We start from the raw sequence: 22,472 nt of genomic DNA, 5'->3' as shown, positions 1-22,472 counted from the left end.
CCAGGTGGCTCCCGAGTACGAGGGCGGCGCTACGACGTGCGTCCTTCGCGGGACCTTCCTTACGCCGGTGCCGTCGCGGTGGCAGTCGGTTCGGCCTTCGAGAGGGCCTCGGCTGCCTCGCGGTCGGGCGCGAGCGGGTCGGTCACCGTGCCGGTCTCTTCATCGAGCAGCCCCTGCGCCAGCCTGGTCACCGCTGCGGCGACCGGCGGCGCCAGGTCGGCCACGGCGCGGAGACCGGACAGGACGTCGTCGGGTCGTACGGCAGGCGTCACGTGCCGAACAACCAGCCGCAGTATCGCACAGGGCTGGTCGGTCGGCCTATCAGCCGTTTCACTCTGTGTTTCAAGTCGTACGACGGCGGGGCGGGCGTCGAAGGTGCGGACGCCGTTCTTGGTGGTGCGCCGGACCTCGACGGACTCGGCGGCGTTGAACGCCGCGACGGCCTTCTCGGCCTCCGCGGGGTCCTGGCCGGTCAGCCGCAGCTCCCACACGGATGCGGTGAGCCGGTCGGCCAGTCCGGACGTGTGCGCCTCGACCGCGTCGACGATGTCGAGGCCGGTCGGCAGGGACTCGTCGAGGAGGGCGCGCAGCCGCTCCGGGTCGCGGGGTGCGGTCAGCGCGATCTCCAGGTACTCGGCTTCGCTGCCCGTGCCGGTGGGTGCGGCATTGGCGTAGGACACCTTCGGGTGCGGTGTGAACCCCGCCGAGTACGCCATGGGCACCTCGGAGCGGCGCAGCGCTCGCTCGAAGGCGCGCTGGAAGTCACGGTGGCTGGTGAACCGGAGGCGGCCGCGCTTGGTGTAGCGCAGTCGGATGCGCTGCACCGCGGGTGCGGGCGGCGGGCCTTCGGGCTGTCGCTTGCCCAGTGTCGTCAGTCCTTCGTGGTTCTCGTGGTTCTGCTTCCCTATCCGTCAAGAGTACGTGTGTCGCGGCCGACGGGTTCCCGCCGGTCGGCGGGCAGCGGCCGGGCGGGGGTGCCGAAGAGGGCGCGGCGGACGTCGGCGCGAGCCTGGCGGACGGCGCGGCCGATCGCGCGTGCGGCCTGGGCGGCGGGCCGCAGGACGAGGTCCCGCACGACGTGTCCGACCGGGGTGAGGACGGTCCGGTACACCCGGCGGGCGGGTTCCAGGAAGATCCACCGGAAGAGGGGCCCGAGAACCCGTCCGACGGCACGTGCGACGTGTCCGGCGGCCCGCCAGGCGTGGCCGAGGGCCTCCCACGTCTCGCGCAGGACGACGGCGAGGGCCCGGGTGACCGGGGCGAGGATCCAGCGCCACAGGGCGAGGGCGGGCAGGAGGAGGAGCACGCACAGGATCCGGTACAGGCCGACGGCGAGTCTCCCGGCCGCCCAGGCGACGACCGCGGCGAGCAGGGCGACGGCTTTCGCGACGGGGGTGAGCAGCCGTAGGAGCACGTGTCCGAGCGGGGTGAGCACGCGCGCGTGGAACCACAGGAGACCGTGGCCGAGCGGCGTCAGCACGTGGCGGTGGAGCCAGATCAGCGGGACGACGAGGAGGGCGTGCAGGAGCAGGCCGACGGCGCGGCCCACGGGGGCGAGGAGAAAGCGCCACAGGAGGCGCGCGACGGCGGTGAGGGCGTCCCAGAGCAGGCGGACCGGCAGCACCACCAGGAACGTGAGGATCCGCACGGGGATCCGGATCGCGACGACCAGACACCCTTCGGGGTGCTGCGTCCGCGGTGTTGGCTGTGTCTGGATGTCCATGGCCGCAATGACGCTGTGGCGTGCCGCGCGGATGCGGTCGGACCCCCTTGATCACCGTACGGCGGCGAGAAGATAACGGTTGACCCGCGCACGCCAATCGAGATGGAACCGGCCACGTCGGCTTGATTTGCTGGGCGCGCAAACACGCCTTGATCCCCGGGGGGACGAGTAATGAACTGGTACGTGGACGTACTGAAGAAGTACGTGGTGTTCAGCGGGCGCGCGCGTCGGCAGGAATACTGGATGTTCACGCTGATCAACACGATCATCGCGATCGTGCTCATCGCCGTCGGCGCGGCCATCCACTTCTCCGCGCTCGCCGCGATCTACGACCTCGCGGTCCTGCTGCCCAGCCTCGGTGTCGCGGTGCGCCGACTGCACGACACCGGCCGCTCCGGCTGGGCGATCCTGATCGGCATCATCCCGCTGGTCGGGTGGATCTTCGTGCTCGTCTGGCTGGCGTCCGACGGCAAGCCGGAGGAGAACCAGTACGGCGCCAACCCGAAGTACGCGACCGCCGTCTGACCCGCAGTCACCGCCAGGGCCCGCCGGAACCGTCCGGCGGGCCCTCGCCTGTGCGCCCTTCCGGCTCGCCCACCCCTCTCGTCGGCCGACCGGGAGGCCCTCACCCGTCGTGGGTGGTTCCACCGTCCCCGCGGCGCGGAAGGACACCGGCGGCGAGGAGGGTGTCGTACAGCCGCTGCTGGTCCGGGTCGAGGCCGGAGTACAGCAGGTCGTAGGCCGCCTCCTCGCCCCGCACCGTCTCTACGGGGTCCCAGTCGTCGCCGAGCGCGGCCATGACATGCGCCCGGCGGGTCATCTCGTGACCCGTGAGGTCGACGGAGAACTCGACCGGCCCGGCGGGAGCAGAGGCATCTTTGTCGGACATATAACCGAATCTAGGTACGGCGAACGAGTGACGACAAGGGCTCGTGGGGCACATCACAGCAGGTCGGAGCAGTGCGTGCGGCGCACGGCCCGCGCCCCCCGTCACGAGGGTGGTTCGGTCCCGGCCTGTTCGCTCACCAGGTACCGCGCGTACCAGTCGGGCCACTCGGGGTCCTCGACTCCGGTGCGTGCCTCGTGCTCACCGTGCGCCGCCGCGGCCCGGCGCAGGGCGGCCGCCAGGTCGTCGGCCGAGGAGAACGTGGTGGCGGCGGGGTCGAGCCGCCCGGGGAGCCGGGTGGTGACCTCCTGGAGGAGCCATCCGTTGCCGTCCGGGTCGCTGAACGACAGGAACGAGCCGTAACTGCCGTCGGGCCCGGCCACCCGCGCCTCGGTGCCGGCGTGGTGGAAGACACCGCCCGCGTCGTGGAACACGTCGCTCGGACCGGCGCCGTGCTGGGCCAGTTCGTCGTGCGCGGACTTGATGTCGTCGACGACCAGATGCAGGCCCTGGGCCGAGCCGGGGGCCTGGTCGGTGACCGACGAGCCGAAGATGACCGACGCCGGGGAACCGGGCGGGGTCACCTGCACCACCCGGAAGCCGGCGTCGCCGGCGACGTCCGCGTCGAGCCGCCAGCCCAGCGTGGTGTAGAAGTCCTTGGCCCGGTCGACGTCGGTCACCGGGACCACGACGACCTCCAGTTTCATGTCCATGGCTTGCGTCTCCCGTCTGATGGGGTCGTGGGGAGTTCCGGCCCGACGGCCGGTCAGTGGGCGAGCAGCTGCTGGCCGCCGTCGATGTCGTACGTGGCACCGGTGAGGGCGCCGTTGACCATCAGGTGCAGGGCGAGAGCGGCGACGTCGGCCGGGCCGACGACCCGGCCGATGGGCAGCGTCTTGCGCAGTTCCTCGCGCCGCGCCTCCAGTTGGTCGCCGAGGAGGGCGGCGGACAGCGGGGTGTCCACGAAGCCCGCCGCGATGAGGTTGACCCGGACCGGGGCCACCTCCAGCGCCAGGTTGGCGACGAGCGCGGGCAGCGCCGCGGTGACCGCGCCCATCACGGCCATCCCGGGCGCGGGGCGCCGGCCGCCCGTGCCGCCGATGAACACCAGCGTTCCCCCGGCCCTGACCTTCTCCCGTCCGGCCCGCGCCACCGCCAGTGTCATCGCGATCCGCCCGCCGAAGTCCCGGGCGGCGGCGGTCAGGTCGAGTTCGTCGAGCGGGGTGTACGACGGGCTGCCGGCCGTCACCAGCACGTGGTCGACCCGCTCGGGCAGCTCCCCGAGGAAGCGCTCCAGCCGCGCGGTGTCCTGGGCGTCGAGCACGGCCGTGCTCAGCGGACGCAGTTCCTCCGCCGCCTGCCGCAGGCGCTCCGCGTTCCGCGCCACGAGCACCACCTCACCGCCGGCGGCCCGCACCCGCCGGGCCGCCTCCAGGCCGATGCCGGCGCTGCCGCCCACCACCACGACCGTCTGTCCGGTCAGTTCGCCGCGGGCTCCGCTCGGCTCACCGGGCATGACCGCCTCCACCTCCGCCGACGGCGCCCACCTCATGGGGCCGACCGGCCGTCACCGGAAGCCCTCGCCGTCCGCACCGTCCACCAGGCCGACGAACTCGCCGGTGGTGAGCACGGCGTGGGCGTACAGGGGCGCGTTGAGGTCGAACGTCGCGGTCATCTCCTCCCATCCGAAGGAGCCGATGGCGTCGCGGACGAGGGTCACGTGGTAGCCCAGCTCCTGCCCGAAGCGGGCCGTGGTGTCGACGCAGGTGTTGGCCCGCATGCCGATGAACACGGTCTTGCGGACGTGGTGCTGCTTGAGCAGGAGATCGAGGTCGGTGTTGGCGAAACCACTGGAGGCCCAGTGCTGCCGTACGACGATCTCGCCCTCGCGCGGCCGGAAGTCGGGGTGCCACTCGGCACCCCAGCTGCCCTCGGCGAACGTCTGGCCGGCCATGACCCGCTGCTGGGTCGGGGACAGGTACTCCCAGGTGCGGTAGTCGCCGGGCGCCGTGCGGTGGTGCGGCACGACGAAGACCCGCAGGCCCCGGTCACGGGCGGTGGCCAGGACGGTACGCATGTGATCGAGCAGGCCGACCCTCTCCGCCACATCCTTGGCCCGGGGCCAGAGTTTTCCGCCCTCGGACAGGAAGTCGTTGTACGGGTCGACGATCAGCAGAGCGGTGTCCTGCGGGGAGTACCGCGCGTCAGAGGTCATGGAAGGTCCCGACTGGCCTGCGAGCGGACCGGGCCCTTCGCCAGGGCCACCCGACTCCGAGCCCTCAGTCTGTCACCCACCTGGCGCAACGGCATCCGGGCGCACCGGGCACACGGCGAACCGCCGGGGCGGCCCCGACGGAGCGAGCGGCGGCCCGGGAACTACGGCGGGCCGCACACCTTCACATCGTCATACGTTCATGTCGTCACACGTTCTTGAGGGGTGCTGCGGATGCCAACCGCGCCACCGGCGGCAGCGACGTGTGCGTCGGAGACGTCCGGAACGCCTGGATCACCAGCGCGGCGAAGCGACGTGAAGCCGCGACCCGGGTGGTCGTCGATGCGGTGTGGATGCCTTTGTTGGCCATGAGCATGAGGATCAGGTCGTCCAGCACGAAGTCGGGGCGCAGCCGGCCGGTGCTCTGAGCACGACGGGCGAGTTCGGCGATCGAGGTCAGCGTGTGCTCACGGTCCGCAGCGAAGTCCACCGCATCGGGGAAGGTCACCATGAAGACGTCCGTGAAGCCCCGGTTGCGGGCGTGCAGTTCGCAGGTTCTCTCGATCACACGGCAGAAGCCGCGCCACGGATCCGGATCGGCGAGCCCCTCGTCGACGATCGCGCGACAGGCCCGCATCTGCTCCATGAACGCTTCGGTGACCAGCATCTGCTTTGTGGGGAACCGGCGGTACAGCGTGGCGGGGCCCACTTCGGCGCGCCGGGCGATCGCGCGCATCGTCACGTTCAGCCCCTCTGCGGCGAACAGCGTGCGGGCCGCGTCGAGGATGCGGTCACGGTTGCCCTGGGCGTCCGAGCGCAAGGTCTGAGGCAAACGGTTCGTCACCGCTCTCACTTTAGCGAAACGGACGCAGGCGTCCGTTAGCGTCCCGGATCGGCGGACGGCTCCGTCCCCACCGGCCCCACCGGCCCCACCGGCCCCACCGGCCCCACCGGCCCCAGAAGCAGGAGACGGCCTTGAAAGCAGTCACGATCCAGACATTCGGAAGCGCTGAAGGCCTGGCGGTCATCGACCTTCCGCCCCCGGCCCCCGCACGTGGACATGTGCTGATCACCACGGAGGCGATCGGCGTCGGCGGTGTCGACACCTTGATCCGAAGCGGCGCCTTGGCCGCCTACGGCTTCACGGAAGGCCACGTCCCGGGCAGCGAAGTGGCGGGCACGGTGACGGCGGTCGGCGACGAGGTCGACACGGCATGGATCGGGCAGCGCGTGTGGGCGTTCACGGGCTTGGGCGGCGGGTACACGGAGCAGGCCGTCGCCCCGGTCGAGGAGATCCTCCCCCTCCCCGCCGGTCTGTCCGCAGCCGACGCGGTGACGCTCGGAAGCTCCGGAGTCGTGGCCCGCTTCGCTCTCTCCCATGCCCGCCTCCGCCCTGGCGAGTCGGTGCTGGTGCGCGGCGCGGCCGGCGGCATCGGGATCATGGCGGTCCAGCTCGCGGCCGGTGCCGGTGCCGGCGCCGTGGCTGTCACGACATCGTCGGCCGAGCGCGGCGAACGGCTGCGCGAGCTCGGCGCAACACATGTGCTGAACCGTTCCGGTGCAGGCGGCGAGGACGCTCCCCCCGGTTACGACGTCATCGTCGACATCGTCGCGGGTACGGACATGCCGTCGTTCTTCGAGAAGCTCAACCCGAACGGCCGCATGGTGGCCGTCGGCATGGTCGGCGGACCGCCGCCGGCCGACTTCGGCATGAGCATGATGGCGGCGTTCCGGAAGTCCATGTCGTTCGCGACGTTCAGCGCCGACACCGTGAGCACACCCGAGCGACATGCCGTTCGGACCGAACAGTTCGCTGCGGCGGTCCGCGGCGAACTCCGCACGGTGGTGCACGAGGTGCTGCCGTTGGACCAGGCCGTGCCGGCGCACCGCATGATGGACGCGGGCGAGGTGGTCGGCAGGATCGTGCTCGTCCCGTAGCCGGTGGGCCCCGCGGGCGTTCCCGCAGGGCCCGATCGACCTACTTGTTCACCACGGTCAAGGGAAGGAGCTTCTTGCCGGTCGGGCCGATCTGGATGTGGGTGTCCATCTGCGGGCACACCCCGCAGTCGAAGCACGGGGTCCAGCGGCAGTCCTCGACCTCTGTCTCGTCGAGGGCGTCCTGCCAGTCCTCCCAGAGCCAGTCCTTGTCGAGGCCCGAGTCGAGGTGGTCCCAGGGGAGGACCTCCTCGTAGGTGCGCTCGCGGGTGGTGTACCAGTCGACGTCGACGCCGAAGGGGGCGAGGGCCTTGTCGGCGCAGGCCATCCAGCGGTCGTAGGAGAAGTGCTCGCGCCAGCCGTCGAAGCGGCCGCCGTCCTCGTAGACGGCGCGGATGACGGCGCCGATGCGGCGGTCGCCGCGGGAGAGGAGGCCCTCGACGATGCCGGGCTTGCCGTCGTGGTAGCGGAAGCCGATCGAGCGGCCGTACTTCTTGTCGCCGCGGATCTTGTCGCGGAGCTTCTCCAGGCGGGCGTCCGTCTCCTCGGCGGAGAGCTGGGGGGCCCACTGGAAGGGGGTGTGGGGCTTGGGGACGAAGCCGCCGATGGAGACGGTGCAGCGGATGTCGTTGGAGCGGGAGACCTCGCGGCCCTTGGCGATGACCTTCGTCGCCATGTCGGCGATCTGCAGGACGTCGTCGTCGGTCTCGGTGGGCAGGCCGCACATGAAGTACAGCTTCACCTGGCGCCAGCCGTTGCCGTAGGCCGTCGCGACGGTGCGGATGAGGTCGTCCTCGGAGACCATCTTGTTGATGACCTTGCGGATGCGTTCCGAGCCGCCTTCGGGGGCGAAGGTGAGGCCGGAGCGGCGGCCGTTGCGGGTCAGTTCGTTGGCCAGGTCGATGTTGAAGGCGTCGACGCGGGTGGAGGGCAGGGAGAGGCCGATCTTGTCTTCCTCGTAGCGGTCGGCGAGGCCCTTGGCGATGTCGCCGATCTCCGAGTGGTCGGCGGAGGAGAGGGAGAGCAGGCCGACCTCTTCGAAGCCGGTGGCCTTGAGGCCCTTGTCGACCATCTCGCCGATGCCGGTGATGGACCGCTCGCGCACCGGGCGGGTGATCATGCCGGCCTGGCAGAAGCGGCAGCCGCGGGTGCAGCCGCGGAAGATCTCCACGGACATGCGTTCGTGGACGGTCTCGGCGAGCGGGACGAGGGGCTGCTTGGGGTAGGGCCACTCGTCCAGGTCCATGACGGTGTGCTTGGAGACCCGCCAGGGCACGCCCGACCGGTTGGGGACGACGCGGGCGATGCGGCCGTCGGGGAGGTACTCGACGTCGTAGAACGCGGGGATGTAGACGGCGCCGGTCTTCGCGAGGCGGAGGAGGACCTCCTCGCGGCCGCCGGGGCGGCCCTCGGCCTTCCAGGCGCGGATGATCTCCGTCATGTCGAGGACGGCCTGTTCGCCGTCGCCGATGACGGCCGCGTCGATGAAGTCGGCGATGGGCTCGGGGTTGAAGGCCGCGTGTCCGCCGGCCAGCACGATCGGGTCGTCGACGGTGCGCTCGCGGGACTCCAGGGGGATGCCGGCCAGGTCGAGGGCCGTGAGCATGTTCGTGTAGCCCAGCTCGGTGGAGAAGGACAGGCCGAACACGTCGAAGGCCTTGACGGGGCGGTGGCTGTCCACCGTGAACTGGGGGACGCGGTGCTCGCGCATCAGCGCTTCCAGGTCCGGCCAGACGCTGTAGGTGCGCTCGGCGAGGACGCCCTCCTGCTCGTTGAGCACCTCGTAGAGGATCATGACGCCCTGGTTGGGCAGGCCGACCTCGTACGCGTCGGGGTACATGAGTGCCCAGCGGACGTCGCACGCCTCCCACGGCTTGACCGTGGAGTTGAGCTCTCCGCCGACGTACTGGATCGGCTTCTGCACGTGCGGGAGCAGTGCTTCGAGCTGCGGGAACACAGACTCGGCGACCTGAGAGGCGGCTTCGGCAGGCATCTCGCGGACCTTTGTGAGGTGGCTGGGGGGCGGCTTCCCCGGCCGGTGGCCGGGGCGGCTTCCCGGCCGGCGGCCGGGGCGGGTGACCATCAAGCCTAACCCGGTCGGCGGGCTCCCCCGTACGCCAGGATCACACCGGCGCCTTGTTCTTGATCCTCTTCCAGGCGTCGGGGGTCTCGGCCTCGATCGCCGCCGCGCGCTGTTCCTCGCGGCCGTACAGCAGCCCGTAGGTGAACGCGCTCTCCCCGGCGGCGTGGGCCACCGCGGACAGTTCACGCAGGGTCTCGCGGGCCATCACGCTGTCCTGGTGTTCACCGAGCATGCTCTGCAGGGATTTCATGGACTTGGTCAGCTTCTTGGCCGGTTTGCCGAGGGCGGGGTGGGCCGCCTCGGCCGCGTAGCGGGTGCGCTTGGCCTTCTTGCGGGCCTCGTGCAGGCCGAGGTCGCGGTCGCGGCCGGGGGGCTGGGCCATGGCCGTCTCGATCAGGTCGGTGACCTTGTGGAAGTCCTTGCGTACGGCCTTGGTGAGCACCTTCTCGGGGTTCTTGGCGGCCGCCTTGAGCAGGGGCGGGTCGGCGATGAGGGCGTCCAGGGTGTCGAGGAGGTCGAGGTAGCGCCGGGAGTCCAGGACGCCGAGCAGGCGGTGCCGGGAGCCGCGTTCACCGGCGTCGGCCCAGGCGCGCAGGCGGTCGTGGACGGGTCCGGAGACCAGGGCGGGGGGAACGTCGGCGAGGGAGCCGATGAGGCGTTCGGCGAGGACTTCGAGGTCGCGGCCGAGGCCCAGTTCGCCGGCCAGCCATTTCAGTTCGGCGGCGACGGGGTCGGTGATCTTCCGGTCGAGCACCTTGCCGAAGGAGCGGAACGTGCTGCGCAGCCTGCGGGTGGCCACGCGCATGTCGTGGACGCCCTCCTCGGTGTCCAGGCGGACGGCCGGGTCGAGGGCGACGATGGCGTCGCGCTGGGCGCGGACGTAGGCGAGGACGTGGTCTCCCGCGGTGGCGGGTCGGCCGGGGGGCGGGGCGGGGTGCGGCTTGCCGCCCTTGGTCTCGGCGAGGGCGCGGGCCAGCTTGGAGGGGGAGTCGGAGGGGCGTACGCCCGCCTTGCCCAGTCGTTTCTCCACCTTGTCGAGGAAGCCGGGGTCGCCGCCGTCGGCCAGTTCGACCTCGATCTCGGTCCACTGGGCGGTGCCCTCGCCGCCGAAGAGGCGTTCGGCGCGGACGTGGTCCACGCTGACCTCGGCGAGCAGCCGGCCGCGGGCGTCGACGAGGTTCTGCACGTCTCGTGTGGTGCGCAGGCGGACCACCGGGACGAGTTGTCCTTCGCGGACCCGGGAGCGGGTGAGGGCGGCGAGTTCGCCGGGGACGGTGTCGGCGAGCGGGGCGTGGATCTCGTCCCGGACGCCGGGGGCGACGGGGAGTTTCAGGTGCCAGCCGGCGTCGCTGCCGCCCTGGCGGCGGCGCAGGGTGATACGGGCCGCGGCCAGTCGCAGGTCCGAGGTGTCGTGGTAGGTCGCGTCGAGTTCGGTGGTGCCCTTGTCCAGGACGTTCGCCACGCCGGCGACTCCGGTCAGGTCGGGCAGACCGCTGTCGTTGGACTCGTACTTGCGCTCGATTTCACGCTTCGTATCCGCCATGAGCTGAATCTAGTGGTGTGGCCGCCGAGAGGGCAGACGTCGATGGGGGTGAATCGGAGGGAAACGGAAAATGTGATCGGGGTGAAGACACCCTGTCCGGTGTCTTCACCCCGGCGAGTTCCCCGGCCGGCTCCGGCTATGCCGACATCGGCCGCTGCGCTCTGATCGACTGCAGCAGTCCCACCGCCACCCACACCGCGAACATCGACGAGCCGCCGTACGACACGAAGGGCAGCGGGAGACCGGTGACGGGCATGATGCCGAGGGTCATGCCGATGTTCTCGAACGCCTGGAACGCGAACCACGCCACGATCCCGGCCGCGACGATCGTGCCGTACAGCTCGGTCGTCTCGCGGGCGATACGGCAGGCGCGCCACAGGACGACGCCGAGGAGCACGATGATCAGGCCCGCGCCGACGAAGCCCAGCTCCTCCCCCGCGACCGTGAAGACGAAGTCGGTCTGCTGCTCGGGGACGAACTGGCCGGTGGTCTGCGAGCCGTGGAAGAGGCCCGCGCCGGTCAGGCCGCCGGAGCCGATCGCGATGCGGGCCTGGTTGGTGTTGTAGCCGACGCCGGACGGGTCGAGGCTCGGGTTGGCGAAGGCGGCGAAGCGGGCGATCTGGTACTCGTCCAGGATGTGCAGCTGCCAGATGGCGACGCAGCCGATCACGCCGGCGGTGAGCAGGCCGAAGACCCAGCGGTTGGAGGCGCCGGAGGCGAGCAGCACGCCGAGGATGATGGTCACCATGACCAGGACCGTGCCGAGGTCGGGCATGAGCAGCACGATCATGATCGGGACCGCGGCCAGGGCCAGGGACTGCAGGACGGTGCGGTGGTCGGGGTACTTCTTGTCACCGGCGTCGACCCGCGCCGCCAGTATCATCGCCATGCCCAGGATGATCGTGACCTTCACGAACTCGGCGGGCTGCAGCGAGAAGCCGCCGCCGAAGACGATCCAGTTGCGGCTGCCGTTGATGGTGGCGCCCAGCGGGGTGAGCACCGCGAGGATGCCGACCAGGGAGAGGCCGTAGAGGATCGGCACGGCGTTGCGGAGCTGGCGGTGGCCGACCCAGATGGTGCCGATCATCAGGGCGAGCCCGATGCCGGTGTTCATCAGGTGCCGGACCAGGAAGTAGTACTGGTCGCCCTGGTTGATCTCGGTGCGGTTGCGGGTCGCCGAGTACACCAGCACCGAGCCGAGCAGGGACAGGGCGACCGCCGCCAGCAGCATCGGCCAGTCCAGCCGGCGGGTCAGCGAGTCGCGGGCGAAGACCCTGGTCCAGCGGGGGCGTGCCGGGCCGTACCCGGAGACGGAGAAGCTGTTCACGCCGGTCATGTGAGCGTCCTCCGGCTGCCGCGCCTGTGCGGTCGTCTGCGGGTGGTGCGGTTGCCCGCGGACGGGGAGGCCGTGGTGGCGGCCGGGGTCTGCCCGTTGTCGGTGTTCTTGTCGCCCTGCTGGGAGTAGGCCTGGAAGTCCTTCGCCGGGTCCTTGGAGATCTTCGGAGAGTCGATCGTGCCGTCCGTGCGGACCTTGGGCAGGCCCTGCTGCGGGGTGTAGAGCAGCGCCTTGGACTTGTCGATGGAGCCGTCGGCGGACACGCCGTACAGCGCGCTGTAGATGTTGCGGACCGCCTCACCGGAGGCACCGGAACCGGTACCGGCCTGGGAGATGGTCATGATGACGGTGTAGTCCTTGCTGTAGGTGGCCAGCCACGAGGTGGTCTGCTTGCCGTAGACCTCGGCGGTACCGGTCTTGCCGTGCAGGGCGATCTTGTCCTGCGGCCAGCCGCCGAACTTCCAGGCGGCCGTACCGCGCGTGATGACGCCCGCGAAGGCCTCGTCCATGCCCTTGAGGGTGGCCTGGGTGACCGGCAGCCTGCGCACCACCTTGGGCTTGATCTCCTGGACGGTCCTGCCGTCGGCGCTGACGATGGCCTTGCCGATGGTCGGCTGGTACTCGGTGCCGCCGTTGGCCACGGCGCCGTAGATCATCGCCTCCTGTATCGGCGTGACGAGGGTGTCGCCCTGGCCGATGGAGTAGTTGATCTCGTCGCCCTCGCGCATCTTGTTGCCTTCGAGGCAGTTCTCGTACTCGATCCTCTCGACGTAGGTGCCGTCCTTCTTCCCGGACTTGCACCAGGCGTCCTTGTTGGCCTTCCAGTAGTCGATCTTCCACTGGCGGTCGGGGACACGGCCGGTGACCTCGTTGGGCAGGTCGATGCCGGTCTCCTTGCCGAGGCCGAACTGGTGGGCGGTCTTGAAGAAGTAGTCCTTCGGTTCGCCCGGCTTCGGGTTGATGCCGCCGTCCTTCTTCCACTCGCGGTCGGCGAGGCCGTAGAAGACGGTGTCGCAGGAGACCTCCAGGGCGCGGCCCAGGGAGATGTCGCCGAAGTTCTCGCCCTCGAAGTTCTTGAAGACCTGGCCGCCCACCGAGTAGGAGCTGGTGCAGGGGTAGCCGCCGTCCCAGGCGTAGCCGGCGTTGACCGCGGCCGCGGTGGAGACCACCTTGAACGTCGAACCGGGGGCCGCCTGACCCTGTATGGCCCGGTTCAGCAGCGGGTAGTCGGAGTCCTTGCCGGTGAGGGCCTTGTAGTCCTTGGCGGAGATGCCGCCCACCCACACGTTCGGGTCGTAGGTCGGGGCGGAGGCCATGGCGACGATCCGGCCGGTCTTGGCCTCCATCACGATGACGGCGCCGGAGTCGGCCTTGTAGTTCTCGTGGGTGATGCTGTCGTACTGCTGGCGGGCGGCCTTCATCGCCCTGTCCAGCTCGTACTCGGCGACCCGCTGCACCCGTGAGTCGATGCTGGTGACCAGGTTGGAACCGGCCTGGGCGGCGTCGGACTTGGCCTTGCCGATGACGCGGCCGAGGTTGTCGACCTCGTAGCGGGTGACGCCGGCCTTGCCGCGCAGCTCCTTGTCGTACTCCCGCTCCAGGCCGGAGCGGCCGACCATGTCGGAGCGCAGGTAGGGCGAGGAGGTGTCCTTGGCCCGCTCGATCTCGTCGTCGGTGACCGGGGAGAGGTAGCCGAGGACCTGGGCGGTGTTGGACTTGCCGGGGCCCGCGTAGCGGCGCACGGCCTCGGGCTCGGCGGTGATGCCGGGGAAGTCCTCGGAGCGCTCGCGGATCTGCAGGGCCTGCTTGGCGGTGGCCTCGTCGGTGATCGGGATGGGCTGGTACGGCGAGCCGTTCCAGCAGGGCTGGGGGGTCTTGGCGTCGCAGAGGCGGACCTTCTGCATGACCTCCTCGGGCTTCATGCCGAGGACGGCCGCGAGCTTGGTCAGGACCGCCTTGCCGTCGTCCTTCTGTTTGAGCAGGTCGGTGCGGGAGGCGGAGACCACCAGCCGGGTCTCGTTGTCCGCGAGGGGGACTCCGCGGGCGTCCAGGATCGATCCGCGCACGGCGGGGTCGACGACCTGCTGGACGTGGTTGCCCGAGGCCTCCTTCTGGTACTCCGCGCCCTCGCGGATCTGCAGGTACCACAGGCGGCCGCCGAGGGTGCCGAGCAGGGAGAGCACGAGGATCTGGATGACGACGAGACGGATCTGGACCCGTGGGGTCCGACCGGTCTCGGGGATGTTGGTCACTGGGCTGGCTCCCCCTCTCGCTGCACGTCTGCGCCTGCGCGTACGCATGATGAACGACGGACCTGTGAGGCCGCGTTCCGCCCCGGTGTACCCGTTCGGGTGAACTCGCCCCTGGTCACAGGCGCTTGACCCCCTTGATGCGGCCGACGCGCACGGTCCGGGTGCGGGCCTTGGCCTTGAGGCCGCCGAGGCCGCCGCGCTGGCCGCCGATGCGCATGCCGGTGCCGGAGGAGATCCAGCCGGCCGAGATGTCGCCCGCCTTGGAGCCGGAGTTGGCCTCCGTCAGCGGGTCGTTGTCGGCGCGGCGGGCCAGGGCCATGACACCGGGGACCACGAACGGGGCGAGCAGCAGGTCGTAGAGGGCGGCGGTGACCAGCAGGCTGGTCATGCCGACGTGCCGGGCGGCGGTGTCGCCGACGAGGGCACCGACGCCCGCGTACAGCAGGGTGGAGCCGACGGCGGCGGCGACCACGACGAGCATCGGGCCGGTGGCGGACTTCAGGCGGCCGTTCTCCGGCTTGATGAGGCCGGCGAAGTAGCCGACGACGCACAGCACCAGGGCGTAGCGGCCGGCCGCGTGGTCGGCGGGCGGGGCGAGGTCGGCGAGGAGTCCGGCGCCGAATCCGACGAGGGCGCCGCCCACATGGCCGTACACCATGGCGAGGCCGAGGACGGTGAGCAGCATCAGGTCGGGGACGGCGCCGGGCAGGTGGAGGCGGGCGAGGACGCTGACCTGGATGACCAGGGCGACGACGACGAGGGCGGAGGAGAGCAGGATCCGGTTGACACGCATGAGGGGATTCAGCTCCTACCGCTGCTGGTCGTTGGTGGCGGTCGCGTCCGTGGCCTGGGCCGTGCCCGCGTCGGTGCCGGAGTCCGATGCCGTGTTCGCGCCCGTGCCCGCGCTCGCGGACGGGGTGACCGTGACGGTCACCGTCGGCGTCGGGGTCGGCCTGGGCTTGGCCGGGAGCACCTCGTCGCGCGGGTCCTTCTTGGGGGCCTGGACGACCACGCCGACGATGTCGAGTTTGGTGAAGGACACGAACGGCGTGACGTACAGGGTGCGGGTGAGGCCGCCGTTGGACGGGTCGACGCCGGTGACGGTGCCGACGGGAACGCCGGGCACGAACGGCCTGTCGTTCTGGGAGCCGAAGGTGACGAGCCGGTCGCCCTTCTTCACCTCGGCCTTGCCGTTGAGGAGTTCGACGCGGAGCGGGCGGTCGCCCTGCCCGGAGGCGAAGCCGAGTTCGTCGCTGCCCTCCATGCGGGTGCCGACGGTGAAGTCGGGGTCGTTGGCGAGGAGCACGGTGGAGGCGTCCGGGCCGACGGTGGTCACGCGGCCGACCAGGCCGTCGCCGTTGAGGACGGTCATGTCCCGCTTGATGCCGTCGTTGTAGCCGACGTCGATGGTGATGGTCCAGGAGAAGCCCTGCGCGGATCCTATGGCGATGACCTGGGCGCCCTTGATGCCGTACTGGCCCTCGGCGGCGATGTTCAGCATCCTGTCGAGCTGGTTGAGGCGGCTGCGGTTGCGGTCGTCGCTGCCGAGCTTCGCCTTGAGAGCCGCGTTCTCCTTCTCCAGCCGGGTCAGCCGGTCGTGCCGTTCGCCGGAGTTGCGGACGGCGGAGACGGCGTTGCCGACCGGGTCCACCACCGTCGACATGCCGTTCTCGATCGGGCCGAAGACCGCGGCCGCGGCCTGCCGGGCGCCGTCGACCGGGGAGTTCCTGCCACCTCGGATGTCCACCGTGATCAGCGCGAACGCGATCGCGATCAGCAGCACCAGGAGCAGCCGGCTCTCTTTCGTGTCCCTCACGTGCGGCGGCCGTGCCTTCCTCGATAGGAAATGGTGGGGCTTGGTTGCGGAAGCTTGTGAACCAGGTGGGGGGTGCGGAGGTCCGTCGGGGCGGGGAACCGGGGTGGGGGAACCCGCTCGGTGCGAGCCTATGCCTCCATGTCAACGATCCGCCGCACGAGAGGGGTTCGTCTCGTACGGCGGAATCGAAGAGTTACCTCATCTGCGCGGCTGGGCGTCCAGGACCTGCTGGAGCGCCTCGAACTCCTCGACGCACTTGCCGGAACCGAGCGCCACGCTGTCCAGCGGGTCCTCGGCGATGTGGATCGGCATGCCGGTCTCGCGGCGCAGCCGCTCGTCCAGACCGCGCAGCAGTGCTCCGCCGCCGGTCAGAACGATTCCCCTGTCCATGATGTCGCCGGACAGCTCCGGCGGGCACTTGTCGAGGGTCGTCTTGACGGCGTCGACGATCGCGTTGACGGGTTCCTCGATCGCCTTGCGGACCTCGGCGGCGGAGATGACCACGGTCTTCGGCAGCCCGGACACCAGGTCCCGGCCGCGGATCTCGGTGTGCTCGTCGGAGTCGAGTTCGTACGCGGAACCGATCGTGATCTTGATCTGTTCGGCCGTCCGCTCACCGAGGAGGAGGCTGTACTCCTTCTTGATGTGCTGGATGATCGCGTTGTCCAGCTCGTCGCCGGCGACACGGATGGACTGGGCGGTGACGATGCCGCCGAGCGAGATGACCGCGACCTCCGTGGTGCCGCCGCCGATGTCCACCACCATGTTGCCCGTGGCCTCGTGGACCGGCAGGCCGGAGCCGATGGCGGCCGCCATGGGCTCCTCGATGATGTGCACCTGGCGGGCTCCGGCCTGCGAGGACGCCTCGATGACGGCACGGCGCTCGACACCGGTGATGCCGGAGGGCACGCACACGACGACACGGGGACGGGCCAGGTACCGGCGCTTGTGGATCTTCAGGATGAAGTAGCGGAGCATCCGCTCGGTGATCTCGAAGTCGGCGATCACGCCGTCCTTGAGCGGGCGCACGGCGACGATGTTGCCGGGCGTGCGCCCGATCATCTTCTTCGCCTCCGCGCCGACCGCCAGAATTCCACCGGTGTTCGTGTTGATCGCGACAACGGACGGCTCGTTGAGTACGATCCCGCGACCCCTGACGTACACCAGCGTGTTGGCGGTCCCGAGGTCGACAGCCATGTCACGGCCAATGAACGACATTGAGTTCCCCATCAGGATTCGTCTGGCCTTCCCGGGAGCTTTTGAGGGCATTTCAGGTCGGCGAAGTGGGTGCTGTGGCGTGAAGGCTTCCATCGTAGACGCGCCTGCACGAACACTGCGCGAGGGTCTTCGCCATTGTCAGCACGTACCGGGCCGCCTCGCTTGTGGAGACGGGCCAACGGGGCCACTCGTTCCCCCGATCGGCACGCATATGCCGAGGGACGGCCGAAATCGTCCGGCCGTCCCCGCGCGTCCGGCCCATCGGGCTGACATCGCGTCAAAAACGTCCACGAAAACTCCGTACGGGCCCGTCGCGGGCCCGTCGGGGGTGCGTCGCGGGTCCGCTGCGGTTACCCGCGGCCCGGGAAGAAGATCTTCACCTCGCGCTCGGCGGACTCCTCCGAGTCGGAGGCGTGGATCAGGTTCTCGCGGACGATGACGCCGAAGTCACCGCGGATGGAGCCGGGCGCGGCGGCGATCGGGTCGGTGGGACCGGCCAGCACGCGGATGCCCTCGATGACCCGCTCGCCCTCGACGATCAGGGCGACGACCGGACCGGAGGACATGAACTCGACCAGCGGCTCGTAGAACGGCTTGCCGACGTGCTCGGCGTAGTGCTGCTCCAGCGTGGCGCGCTCCAGGGTACGCAGTTCCAGCGCGGTGATCTGCCAGCCGGCCTTGCGCTCGATACGGCTGATGATCTCGCCGGTCAGGCCCCGACGGACGGCGTCGGGCTTGAGCAGGACGAGGGTGCGCTGGGTCACGGGAGGGCTCCTTCGGTACTGGCCGGGTGCGGTGAGGAGAGGCTACAGGGCCGGTCTGAGCGCCCGTTACACCGTGTGCGGGTCGGGCGGCCGGGCCGTCTTCGGGGCTGCGCCCCGGACGCCCGGCAGACCGAGGTGCCGCGCCGGCCTGCTTCCGCTCCCGGACGCACCGGTCGGCCTCGGTGGTCAGGCGCCGGACGGGGTGTTCTCGGGGGGCTGGGCGGCGAAGCGGGCCTTGGCCTCGTCGATCTTTCTTCCGTAGTGGACGGACGCCCACCACAGGCCTGCGAACACCGCGCCCAGGAAGTACATCGTCGGCACGAAGATCCCGGACGCGATCAGGGCGAGCTGCAGGGCCCAGCCGAGGGGGACGCCTCCCGGGCGGGTGAGCACCCCGCACAGGGCGACGCACAGGGCCATGGCGATGCCGCTGACCAGCCACACCGTGGAGGCGGAGAGGCCGGGGTCCTTCATGGCGACCAGGGCGGCGAAGCCGATGACGAAGAACTCGCCGATCAGGGTCGAGGAACAGAGCGTGCGCATGGTCAGCCCCTCCCGAGGAGCAGCCGGGCCTCGCCGACGGTGACGACCGAGCCGGTGACCAGCACCCCGCCGCCGGCGAACTCGCCCTCCTCCTCGGCCAGCGTGATCGCGGCCTCCAGGGCGTCGGGCAGCCGCGGCTCGACCTGGACGCGGTCCTCGCCGAACACCTCGACGGCGACCGCGGCCAGCTCGTCCGCGTCCATCGCGCGGTGGCTGGAGTTCTGGGTGATCACGACCTCGGCGAAGAGCGGCTCGAAGGCCTCCAGGACGCCCCGGACGTTCTTGTCGCCGCTGGCCCCGACCACGCCGATCAGCCGGCTGAAGTCGAAGGCCTCGCCCACGGCCTCGGCGGTGGCCCGTGCCCCGGCCGGGTTGTGGGCGGCGTCCAGGACGACGGTCGGAGAGCGCCGTACGACTTCGAGGCGGCCCGGCGAGGAGACGGCCGCGAAGGCCTTGCGGACGGTGTCGATGTCCAGGGGCTCGGGACGCTGCGAGCCGACCCCGAAGAACGCCTCGACCGCGGCGAGCGCGACGGCCGCGTTGTGGGCCTGGTAGGGGCCGTGCAGGGGCAGGTAGACCTCGTCGTACTCGCCGCCGAGGCCGCGCAGCGTCAGCAGCTGGCCGCCGACGGCGACCTGGCGGGCGACCACGCCGAACTCCAGGCCTTCGCGGGCGACGGTGGCGTCCACCTCGACGGCCTTCTTCAGGAGGACCTGCGCCGCGTCGACCGGCTGCTGGGCCAGGATGACGGTGGCGTCCTGCTTGATGATGCCGGCCTTCTCTGCGGCGATCTCGGCGGTGGTCGTGCCGAGCCGGTCGGTGTGGTCGAGGTCGATGGGGGTGACGACGGCGACGTCACCGTCGATGACGTTCGTGGCGTCCCAGGAGCCGCCCATGCCGACCTCGACGACGGCCACGTCCACGGGGGCGTCCGCGAAGGCCGCGTACGCCATCGCGGTGAGCACCTCGAAGAAGGAGAGCCGGTACTCCTGCCGGGCGTCGACCAGCTCGATGTACGGCTTGACGTCCTGGTACGTCTCGATGAACCGCTCGGCGGAGACCGGGGCGCCGTCGAGGCTGATGCGCTCGGTGATCGACTGCACGTGCGGGCTGGTGTAGCGGCCGGTGCGCAGGTCGAAGGCGCCGAGGAGGGCCTCGATCATCCGGGCGGTGGACGTCTTGCCGTTCGTGCCCGTGATGTGGATGGAGGGGTACGACCGCTGCGGGTCCCCCAGGACGTCCATCAGCGCGGCGATCCTGGTGACCGACGGCTCCAGCTTGGTCTCGCCCCAGCGGGTGGCGAGCTCCGCCTCGACCTCGCGCAGGGCCTTGTCGACCTCGGGGTCCTCGGGACGGCCGGGGACGTCGGCCTGCTGCGGTCCGCCCTGGGTGCGCAGGGTCCGGCTGCCGGCCTCGATCACCGCGAGATCGGGGTCGCGGTCCGTCTCGGCCTCGACGATGTCGTCGAAGTGGTCGTCGAAGCTCTCATGGGGGTCGTGCGGAGGCAGATCACTCACGGGACCAGTCTACGGAGCCCGGCGCACGCCCGGACGCGTCGGTCGCCGGCAGCGCCTGCTCGCACCAGATCGTCTTGCCCGCGGCGGTCTGCCTGGTCCCCCACCGCCGGGTGAGCCCGGCCACCAGCAGCAGGCCGCGGCCGCCCTCGTCGAAGACCCGGGCCCGCCGCAGATGGGGGGCGGTGCTGCTGCCGTCGGAGACCTCGCAGATCAGCGCCCTGGTGTCTCTGATGAGCCGCAGCCGGATCGGGGGGCCGCCGTAGCGGATGGCGTTGGTGACGAGTTCGCTGACCACGAGTTCGGTGGTGAACGACAGCTCGTCCAGTTTCCAGGCGCCGAGCTGGCCGGTGGTCAGGGTCCGGGCCCGCGCGACCTGCTCGGGGTCCGGGGGGACCTCCCAGGCGGCCACCTGGTCGCCGGGCAGGGCACGGGTCCGGGCCAGCAGCAGGGTGACGTCGTCGGCGGGTTCGCCGGTGCGCAGCGCGGCCACCACCCGGTCGCAGTCCGCCTCCAGCGACTCCTCCGCACCGGACGCCGCCAGCGCGCGGCGCAGCCGGTCGAGACCGTGGCTCAGGTCGAGGTCGCGGGAGTGCACCAGGCCGTTGCTGAACAGCGCGAGGGTGGCGCCCTCGGGGAGGAGGAGGTCGGTGGTCTCGAAGGGCAGCCCGCCGAGCCCGAGCGGGGGTCCGGCCTGCCCGGGGGCGGGTTCCACCGCACCCTGCGGGGAGATCACGAAGGGCAGCGGGTGGCCGGCGCTGGCCAGCGAGCACTGCCGCGAGATCGGGTCGTAGACGGCGTACAGGCAGGTCGAGCCGACCTCACCGGCCTGTTCTCCGGCGCCGTCGTCCAGGTGCAGGACCAGGTCGTCCAGGTGGGTGAGGAGTTCGTCGGGGGGCAGGTCGACGTCGGCGAGGGTGCGCACCGCCGTGCGCAGCCGGCCCATGGTGGCGGAGGCCTCGATGCCGTGTCCGACGACGTCCCCGACGACCAGGGCCACCCGGGTGCCGGACAGCGGGATGATGTCGAGCCAGTCGCCGCCGACGCCGGCCCGGGTGCCGGTGGGGAGGTAGCGGAAGGCGAAGTCGAGGCTCGGGGAGTCGGGCAGGACGTGCGGCAGCAGGCTGCGCTGGAGCGCGAGCGCGGTCTCGCGCTCCCGGGTGTAGCGCCGTGCGTTGTCGATGGCGGTCGCGGACCTCGCGGCGAGTTCCCGGGCGTCGGACAGGTCGTCCTCCTCGAACGGCGGTGAGTCCCGGGTGCGCCAGAAGACGACGACGCCCATCAGGACGCCCTGGACCGACAGCGGCACGGTGATCAGCGAGCTCATCCCGTAGTCGAGGAGCCGGTCGGTGCGGGACGCCTCCGGAAAGACCGCGTCCGGGGCGTCCCGCAGGTCGGCGACGAGGGACGCGGCGCTGCCGGGGTCCCGGACGGCCTCGACGGGCGGCTCCACGGCGATCAGGGCGTCGGCCGCCTCCAGCGGGGAGTCGTCGCGGACGCCGCCCAGGGCGACGCGCCGCAGGACGGTCTCCTTGGCCGTCGGCTCCCCGCCGAGCAGCAGGACGGACTCCTCCAGGTCGACGGTGACGAAGTCGGCGAAGCGGGGTACGGCCACCCGCACCAGTTCGTCGGCGGTGCGCCTGATGTCCAGGGTGTTGCCGACGGCGGTACCGGCGTCGTAGAGCAGCCGGAGTCGCCGGTGGCTCTTCTCCAGGGAGCCGGCCATGCTGTTGAACGCGGCCTCCAGCTGGCCGATCTCCCGGCGTCCGGTGAGCGGTACCCGGGCGCCGAGGTCGCCGGCGGCCAGCCGGGTGGCGAAGCGGGCCATCCTGCGCACCGGCCAGACGATCACCCGGGTCAGGTAGGCGCCGAAGGCGGCGATCAGGAGGAGGGCGACCCCGACCCCGGCGGAGGCGGCGATCATCAGCGTGCGCATCCGGGCCTCCAGCGCGTTCTCGTGCCGGCTGACCGCGGCGCGCTGGGCGCGCAGGTAGCGGGAGAACTGGCCGCGGAGCGCGTCGAGCCGCTGCTTGCCCTCCAGGGTCCGCGCGGTGCTGCTCGCGTCGGGGTCGCCGCGCCGGGCCGCGGCCACGAGCGGGACCGAGTAGTCGTCGACGAAGGACTGCCCGGCCCGCTGGATCTGCCGGGCGAGCTGCCGCTGGGAGGGTGACGTGCTGACGTCCACGAGCCGCTGTGCCTGCGCGGGGAACGCGGCTGTGGCGGTCCGCCACGGCGCGAGGAACGCGTCCTGCCGGGTGATGACGTAGCTGCGCTGTCCGCCCTCCATGTCGAGGATGGTCCCCTGGACCACCCCGACCTGGTCCAGGGCGGGACGGCCGCTGCGGGCGGAGAGCAGGGAGTGCCGGGCGTCCTGGATCGCGAGCACCAGCATCAGGAAGACGAGGCCCGTCAGCACGGCGAGCAGGGCGCCCGCGACCGTCGTCAGGGGGACCAGCCCCCGGTGCGGTGGAGTCCGCGTCCGTCCCCTGCGCTGCATGTGGGCGTTCCCTCCGCCACAAGGCACCAAAACGGAACATTAAGGTCATGTTCCCACTTCTGGATTGTAGGGCGGGACACAGCGCGCAGGCGCCCGGCGGCCCCGTGCGAGGGGGCCGCCGGGCGCCGGCGGGGACGCCTCGGGACGGCG

Annotated in this window: 20 protein-coding genes; 2 read left to right on the top strand and 18 right to left on the bottom strand. The window is 71.0% G+C overall.

Annotated features, from left to right (window positions below; translation table 11 throughout):
- Positions 1–59: 59 nt before the first annotated feature.
- Together AB0M11_RS26825 and AB0M11_RS26820 are read right to left on the bottom strand one after the other, a co-directional pair.
- Positions 60–824, bottom strand: a complete 765-nt coding sequence (locus tag AB0M11_RS26825) for a TIGR03936 family radical SAM-associated protein (RefSeq protein WP_365709776.1) — start codon at positions 822–824, stop codon at positions 60–62.
- A gap of 80 nt (positions 825–904) precedes the next feature.
- Positions 905–1,723, bottom strand: a complete 819-nt coding sequence (locus AB0M11_RS26820) for a hypothetical protein (RefSeq protein WP_365709774.1) — start codon at positions 1,721–1,723, stop codon at positions 905–907.
- A gap of 171 nt (positions 1,724–1,894) precedes the next feature.
- On the opposite strand from AB0M11_RS26820, the gene AB0M11_RS26815 reads away from it, so the two are divergent.
- Complete coding sequence (locus AB0M11_RS26815; RefSeq protein ID WP_365709772.1) at positions 1,895–2,248, top strand: DUF805 domain-containing protein; 354 nt, start codon at positions 1,895–1,897, stop codon at positions 2,246–2,248.
- A gap of 100 nt (positions 2,249–2,348) precedes the next feature.
- Here AB0M11_RS26815 and AB0M11_RS26810 read toward each other — a convergent pair whose 3' ends face one another.
- The 5 genes from AB0M11_RS26810 to AB0M11_RS26790 form a co-directional block, all read right to left on the bottom strand.
- Positions 2,349–2,612 carry a DUF6400 family protein gene (locus AB0M11_RS26810; RefSeq protein ID WP_365709770.1) on the bottom strand — a complete coding sequence of 88 codons (264 nt, stop codon included), beginning with the start codon at positions 2,610–2,612 and terminating at the stop codon, positions 2,349–2,351.
- A 101-nt stretch (positions 2,613–2,713) separates the two neighbouring features.
- Complete coding sequence (locus AB0M11_RS26805) at positions 2,714–3,322, bottom strand: VOC family protein (protein ID WP_365709768.1); 609 nt, start codon at positions 3,320–3,322, stop codon at positions 2,714–2,716.
- A gap of 53 nt (positions 3,323–3,375) precedes the next feature.
- On the bottom strand, positions 3,376–4,125 hold the full coding sequence (locus AB0M11_RS26800; RefSeq protein WP_365709766.1) for an SDR family oxidoreductase: 750 nt from the start codon (positions 4,123–4,125) through the stop codon (positions 3,376–3,378).
- Between the two features lie 51 nt (positions 4,126–4,176).
- Positions 4,177–4,824, bottom strand: a complete 648-nt coding sequence (locus AB0M11_RS26795; protein ID WP_365709764.1) for an isochorismatase family cysteine hydrolase — start codon at positions 4,822–4,824, stop codon at positions 4,177–4,179.
- 205 nt (positions 4,825–5,029) lie between these two features.
- On the bottom strand, positions 5,030–5,665 hold the full coding sequence (locus tag AB0M11_RS26790; protein WP_365709762.1) for a helix-turn-helix domain-containing protein: 636 nt from the start codon (positions 5,663–5,665) through the stop codon (positions 5,030–5,032).
- 131 nt (positions 5,666–5,796) lie between these two features.
- On the opposite strand from AB0M11_RS26790, the gene AB0M11_RS26785 reads away from it, so the two are divergent.
- Positions 5,797–6,759, top strand: coding sequence for a zinc-binding dehydrogenase (locus tag AB0M11_RS26785; protein WP_365709760.1), 963 nt, complete (start codon positions 5,797–5,799; stop codon positions 6,757–6,759).
- Positions 6,760–6,799: 40 nt separating this feature from the next.
- On the opposite strand, the gene AB0M11_RS26780 is transcribed toward AB0M11_RS26785, so the two are convergent.
- The 11 genes from AB0M11_RS26780 to AB0M11_RS26730 all read right to left on the bottom strand — a co-directional run bounded on the left by AB0M11_RS26780 (position 6,800) and on the right by AB0M11_RS26730 (position 22,322).
- Positions 6,800–8,749 (bottom strand): TIGR03960 family B12-binding radical SAM protein, encoded by a 1,950-nt coding sequence (locus tag AB0M11_RS26780; RefSeq protein WP_365709758.1) that lies wholly within the window; start codon positions 8,747–8,749, stop codon positions 6,800–6,802.
- A gap of 130 nt (positions 8,750–8,879) precedes the next feature.
- Entirely contained in the window at positions 8,880–10,382 is a 1,503-nt protein-coding gene (locus AB0M11_RS26775) for a CYTH and CHAD domain-containing protein (protein WP_365709756.1), read from the bottom strand.
- 136 nt (positions 10,383–10,518) lie between these two features.
- Entirely contained in the window at positions 10,519–11,718 is a 1,200-nt protein-coding gene (rodA, locus tag AB0M11_RS26770; RefSeq protein WP_365709754.1) for a rod shape-determining protein RodA, read from the bottom strand.
- Entirely contained in the window at positions 11,715–13,970 is a 2,256-nt protein-coding gene (gene mrdA, locus AB0M11_RS26765; RefSeq protein WP_365709752.1) for a penicillin-binding protein 2, read from the bottom strand. Before mrdA ends, rodA begins: the two co-directional genes overlap by 4 nt.
- 115 nt (positions 13,971–14,085) lie before the next feature.
- The gene (gene mreD, locus AB0M11_RS26760; protein ID WP_365709750.1) at positions 14,086–14,763 is read right to left on the bottom strand and encodes a rod shape-determining protein MreD; all 678 of its coding nucleotides are present in this window, start codon (positions 14,761–14,763) and stop codon (positions 14,086–14,088) included.
- Between the two features lie 15 nt (positions 14,764–14,778).
- A complete protein-coding gene (mreC, locus tag AB0M11_RS26755; RefSeq protein WP_365709748.1) occupies positions 14,779–15,786 on the bottom strand; it encodes a rod shape-determining protein MreC in 1,008 nt (335 codons plus the stop codon).
- 198 nt (positions 15,787–15,984) lie between these two features.
- A complete protein-coding gene (locus tag AB0M11_RS26750; protein ID WP_046734341.1) occupies positions 15,985–17,004 on the bottom strand; it encodes a rod shape-determining protein in 1,020 nt (339 codons plus the stop codon).
- Between the two features lie 350 nt (positions 17,005–17,354).
- Positions 17,355–17,768 (bottom strand): nucleoside-diphosphate kinase, encoded by a 414-nt coding sequence (gene ndk / locus AB0M11_RS26745; RefSeq protein ID WP_365709746.1) that lies wholly within the window; start codon positions 17,766–17,768, stop codon positions 17,355–17,357.
- Between the two features lie 186 nt (positions 17,769–17,954).
- The gene (locus tag AB0M11_RS26740; RefSeq protein WP_365709744.1) at positions 17,955–18,311 is read right to left on the bottom strand and encodes a DUF4233 domain-containing protein; all 357 of its coding nucleotides are present in this window, start codon (positions 18,309–18,311) and stop codon (positions 17,955–17,957) included.
- A gap of 2 nt (positions 18,312–18,313) precedes the next feature.
- Positions 18,314–19,828: a folylpolyglutamate synthase/dihydrofolate synthase family protein gene (locus AB0M11_RS26735; protein WP_365709742.1), complete on the bottom strand. Its 1,515-nt coding sequence runs from the start codon at positions 19,826–19,828 to the stop codon at positions 18,314–18,316.
- Positions 19,821–22,322 (bottom strand): SpoIIE family protein phosphatase, encoded by a 2,502-nt coding sequence (locus tag AB0M11_RS26730; protein WP_365709740.1) that lies wholly within the window; start codon positions 22,320–22,322, stop codon positions 19,821–19,823. The genes AB0M11_RS26735 and AB0M11_RS26730 overlap by 8 nt, the downstream gene beginning before the upstream one ends.
- Between the last annotated feature and the right edge of the window lie 150 nt (positions 22,323–22,472).

The organism is Streptomyces sp. NPDC051987, from assembly GCF_040680735.1.
GTDB lineage: Bacteria > Actinomycetota > Actinomycetes > Streptomycetales > Streptomycetaceae > Streptomyces.
The sequence above is the reverse complement of the archived record's forward strand: the minus strand, read 5'-3'. Positions and strand labels throughout refer to the sequence as shown.

What these genes read in the sequence shown, in the direction of transcription:
- AB0M11_RS26820 (WP_365709774.1), bottom strand. Translation starts at nt 1,723, where the DNA reads ATGGACATCCAGACACAGCCAACACCGCGGACGCAGCACCCCGAAGGG.
- AB0M11_RS26815 (WP_365709772.1), top strand. Translation starts at nt 1,895, where the DNA reads ATGAACTGGTACGTGGACGTACTGAAGAAGTACGTGGTGTTCAGCGGG.
- AB0M11_RS26810 (WP_365709770.1), bottom strand. Translation starts at nt 2,612, where the DNA reads ATGTCCGACAAAGATGCCTCTGCTCCCGCCGGGCCGGTCGAGTTCTCC.
- AB0M11_RS26805 (WP_365709768.1), bottom strand. Translation starts at nt 3,322, where the DNA reads ATGGACATGAAACTGGAGGTCGTCGTGGTCCCGGTGACCGACGTCGAC.
- AB0M11_RS26800 (WP_365709766.1), bottom strand. Translation starts at nt 4,125, where the DNA reads ATGCCCGGTGAGCCGAGCGGAGCCCGCGGCGAACTGACCGGACAGACG.
- AB0M11_RS26795 (WP_365709764.1), bottom strand. Translation starts at nt 4,824, where the DNA reads ATGACCTCTGACGCGCGGTACTCCCCGCAGGACACCGCTCTGCTGATC.
- AB0M11_RS26780 (WP_365709758.1), bottom strand. Translation starts at nt 8,749, where the DNA reads ATGCCTGCCGAAGCCGCCTCTCAGGTCGCCGAGTCTGTGTTCCCGCAG.
- AB0M11_RS26775 (WP_365709756.1), bottom strand. Translation starts at nt 10,382, where the DNA reads ATGGCGGATACGAAGCGTGAAATCGAGCGCAAGTACGAGTCCAACGAC.
- rodA (WP_365709754.1), bottom strand. Translation starts at nt 11,718, where the DNA reads ATGACCGGCGTGAACAGCTTCTCCGTCTCCGGGTACGGCCCGGCACGC.
- mreD (WP_365709750.1), bottom strand. Translation starts at nt 14,763, where the DNA reads ATGCGTGTCAACCGGATCCTGCTCTCCTCCGCCCTCGTCGTCGTCGCC.
- AB0M11_RS26750 (WP_046734341.1), bottom strand. Translation starts at nt 17,004, where the DNA reads ATGTCGTTCATTGGCCGTGACATGGCTGTCGACCTCGGGACCGCCAAC.
- AB0M11_RS26740 (WP_365709744.1), bottom strand. Translation starts at nt 18,311, where the DNA reads ATGCGCACGCTCTGTTCCTCGACCCTGATCGGCGAGTTCTTCGTCATC.
- AB0M11_RS26730 (WP_365709740.1), bottom strand. Translation starts at nt 22,322, where the DNA reads ATGCAGCGCAGGGGACGGACGCGGACTCCACCGCACCGGGGGCTGGTC.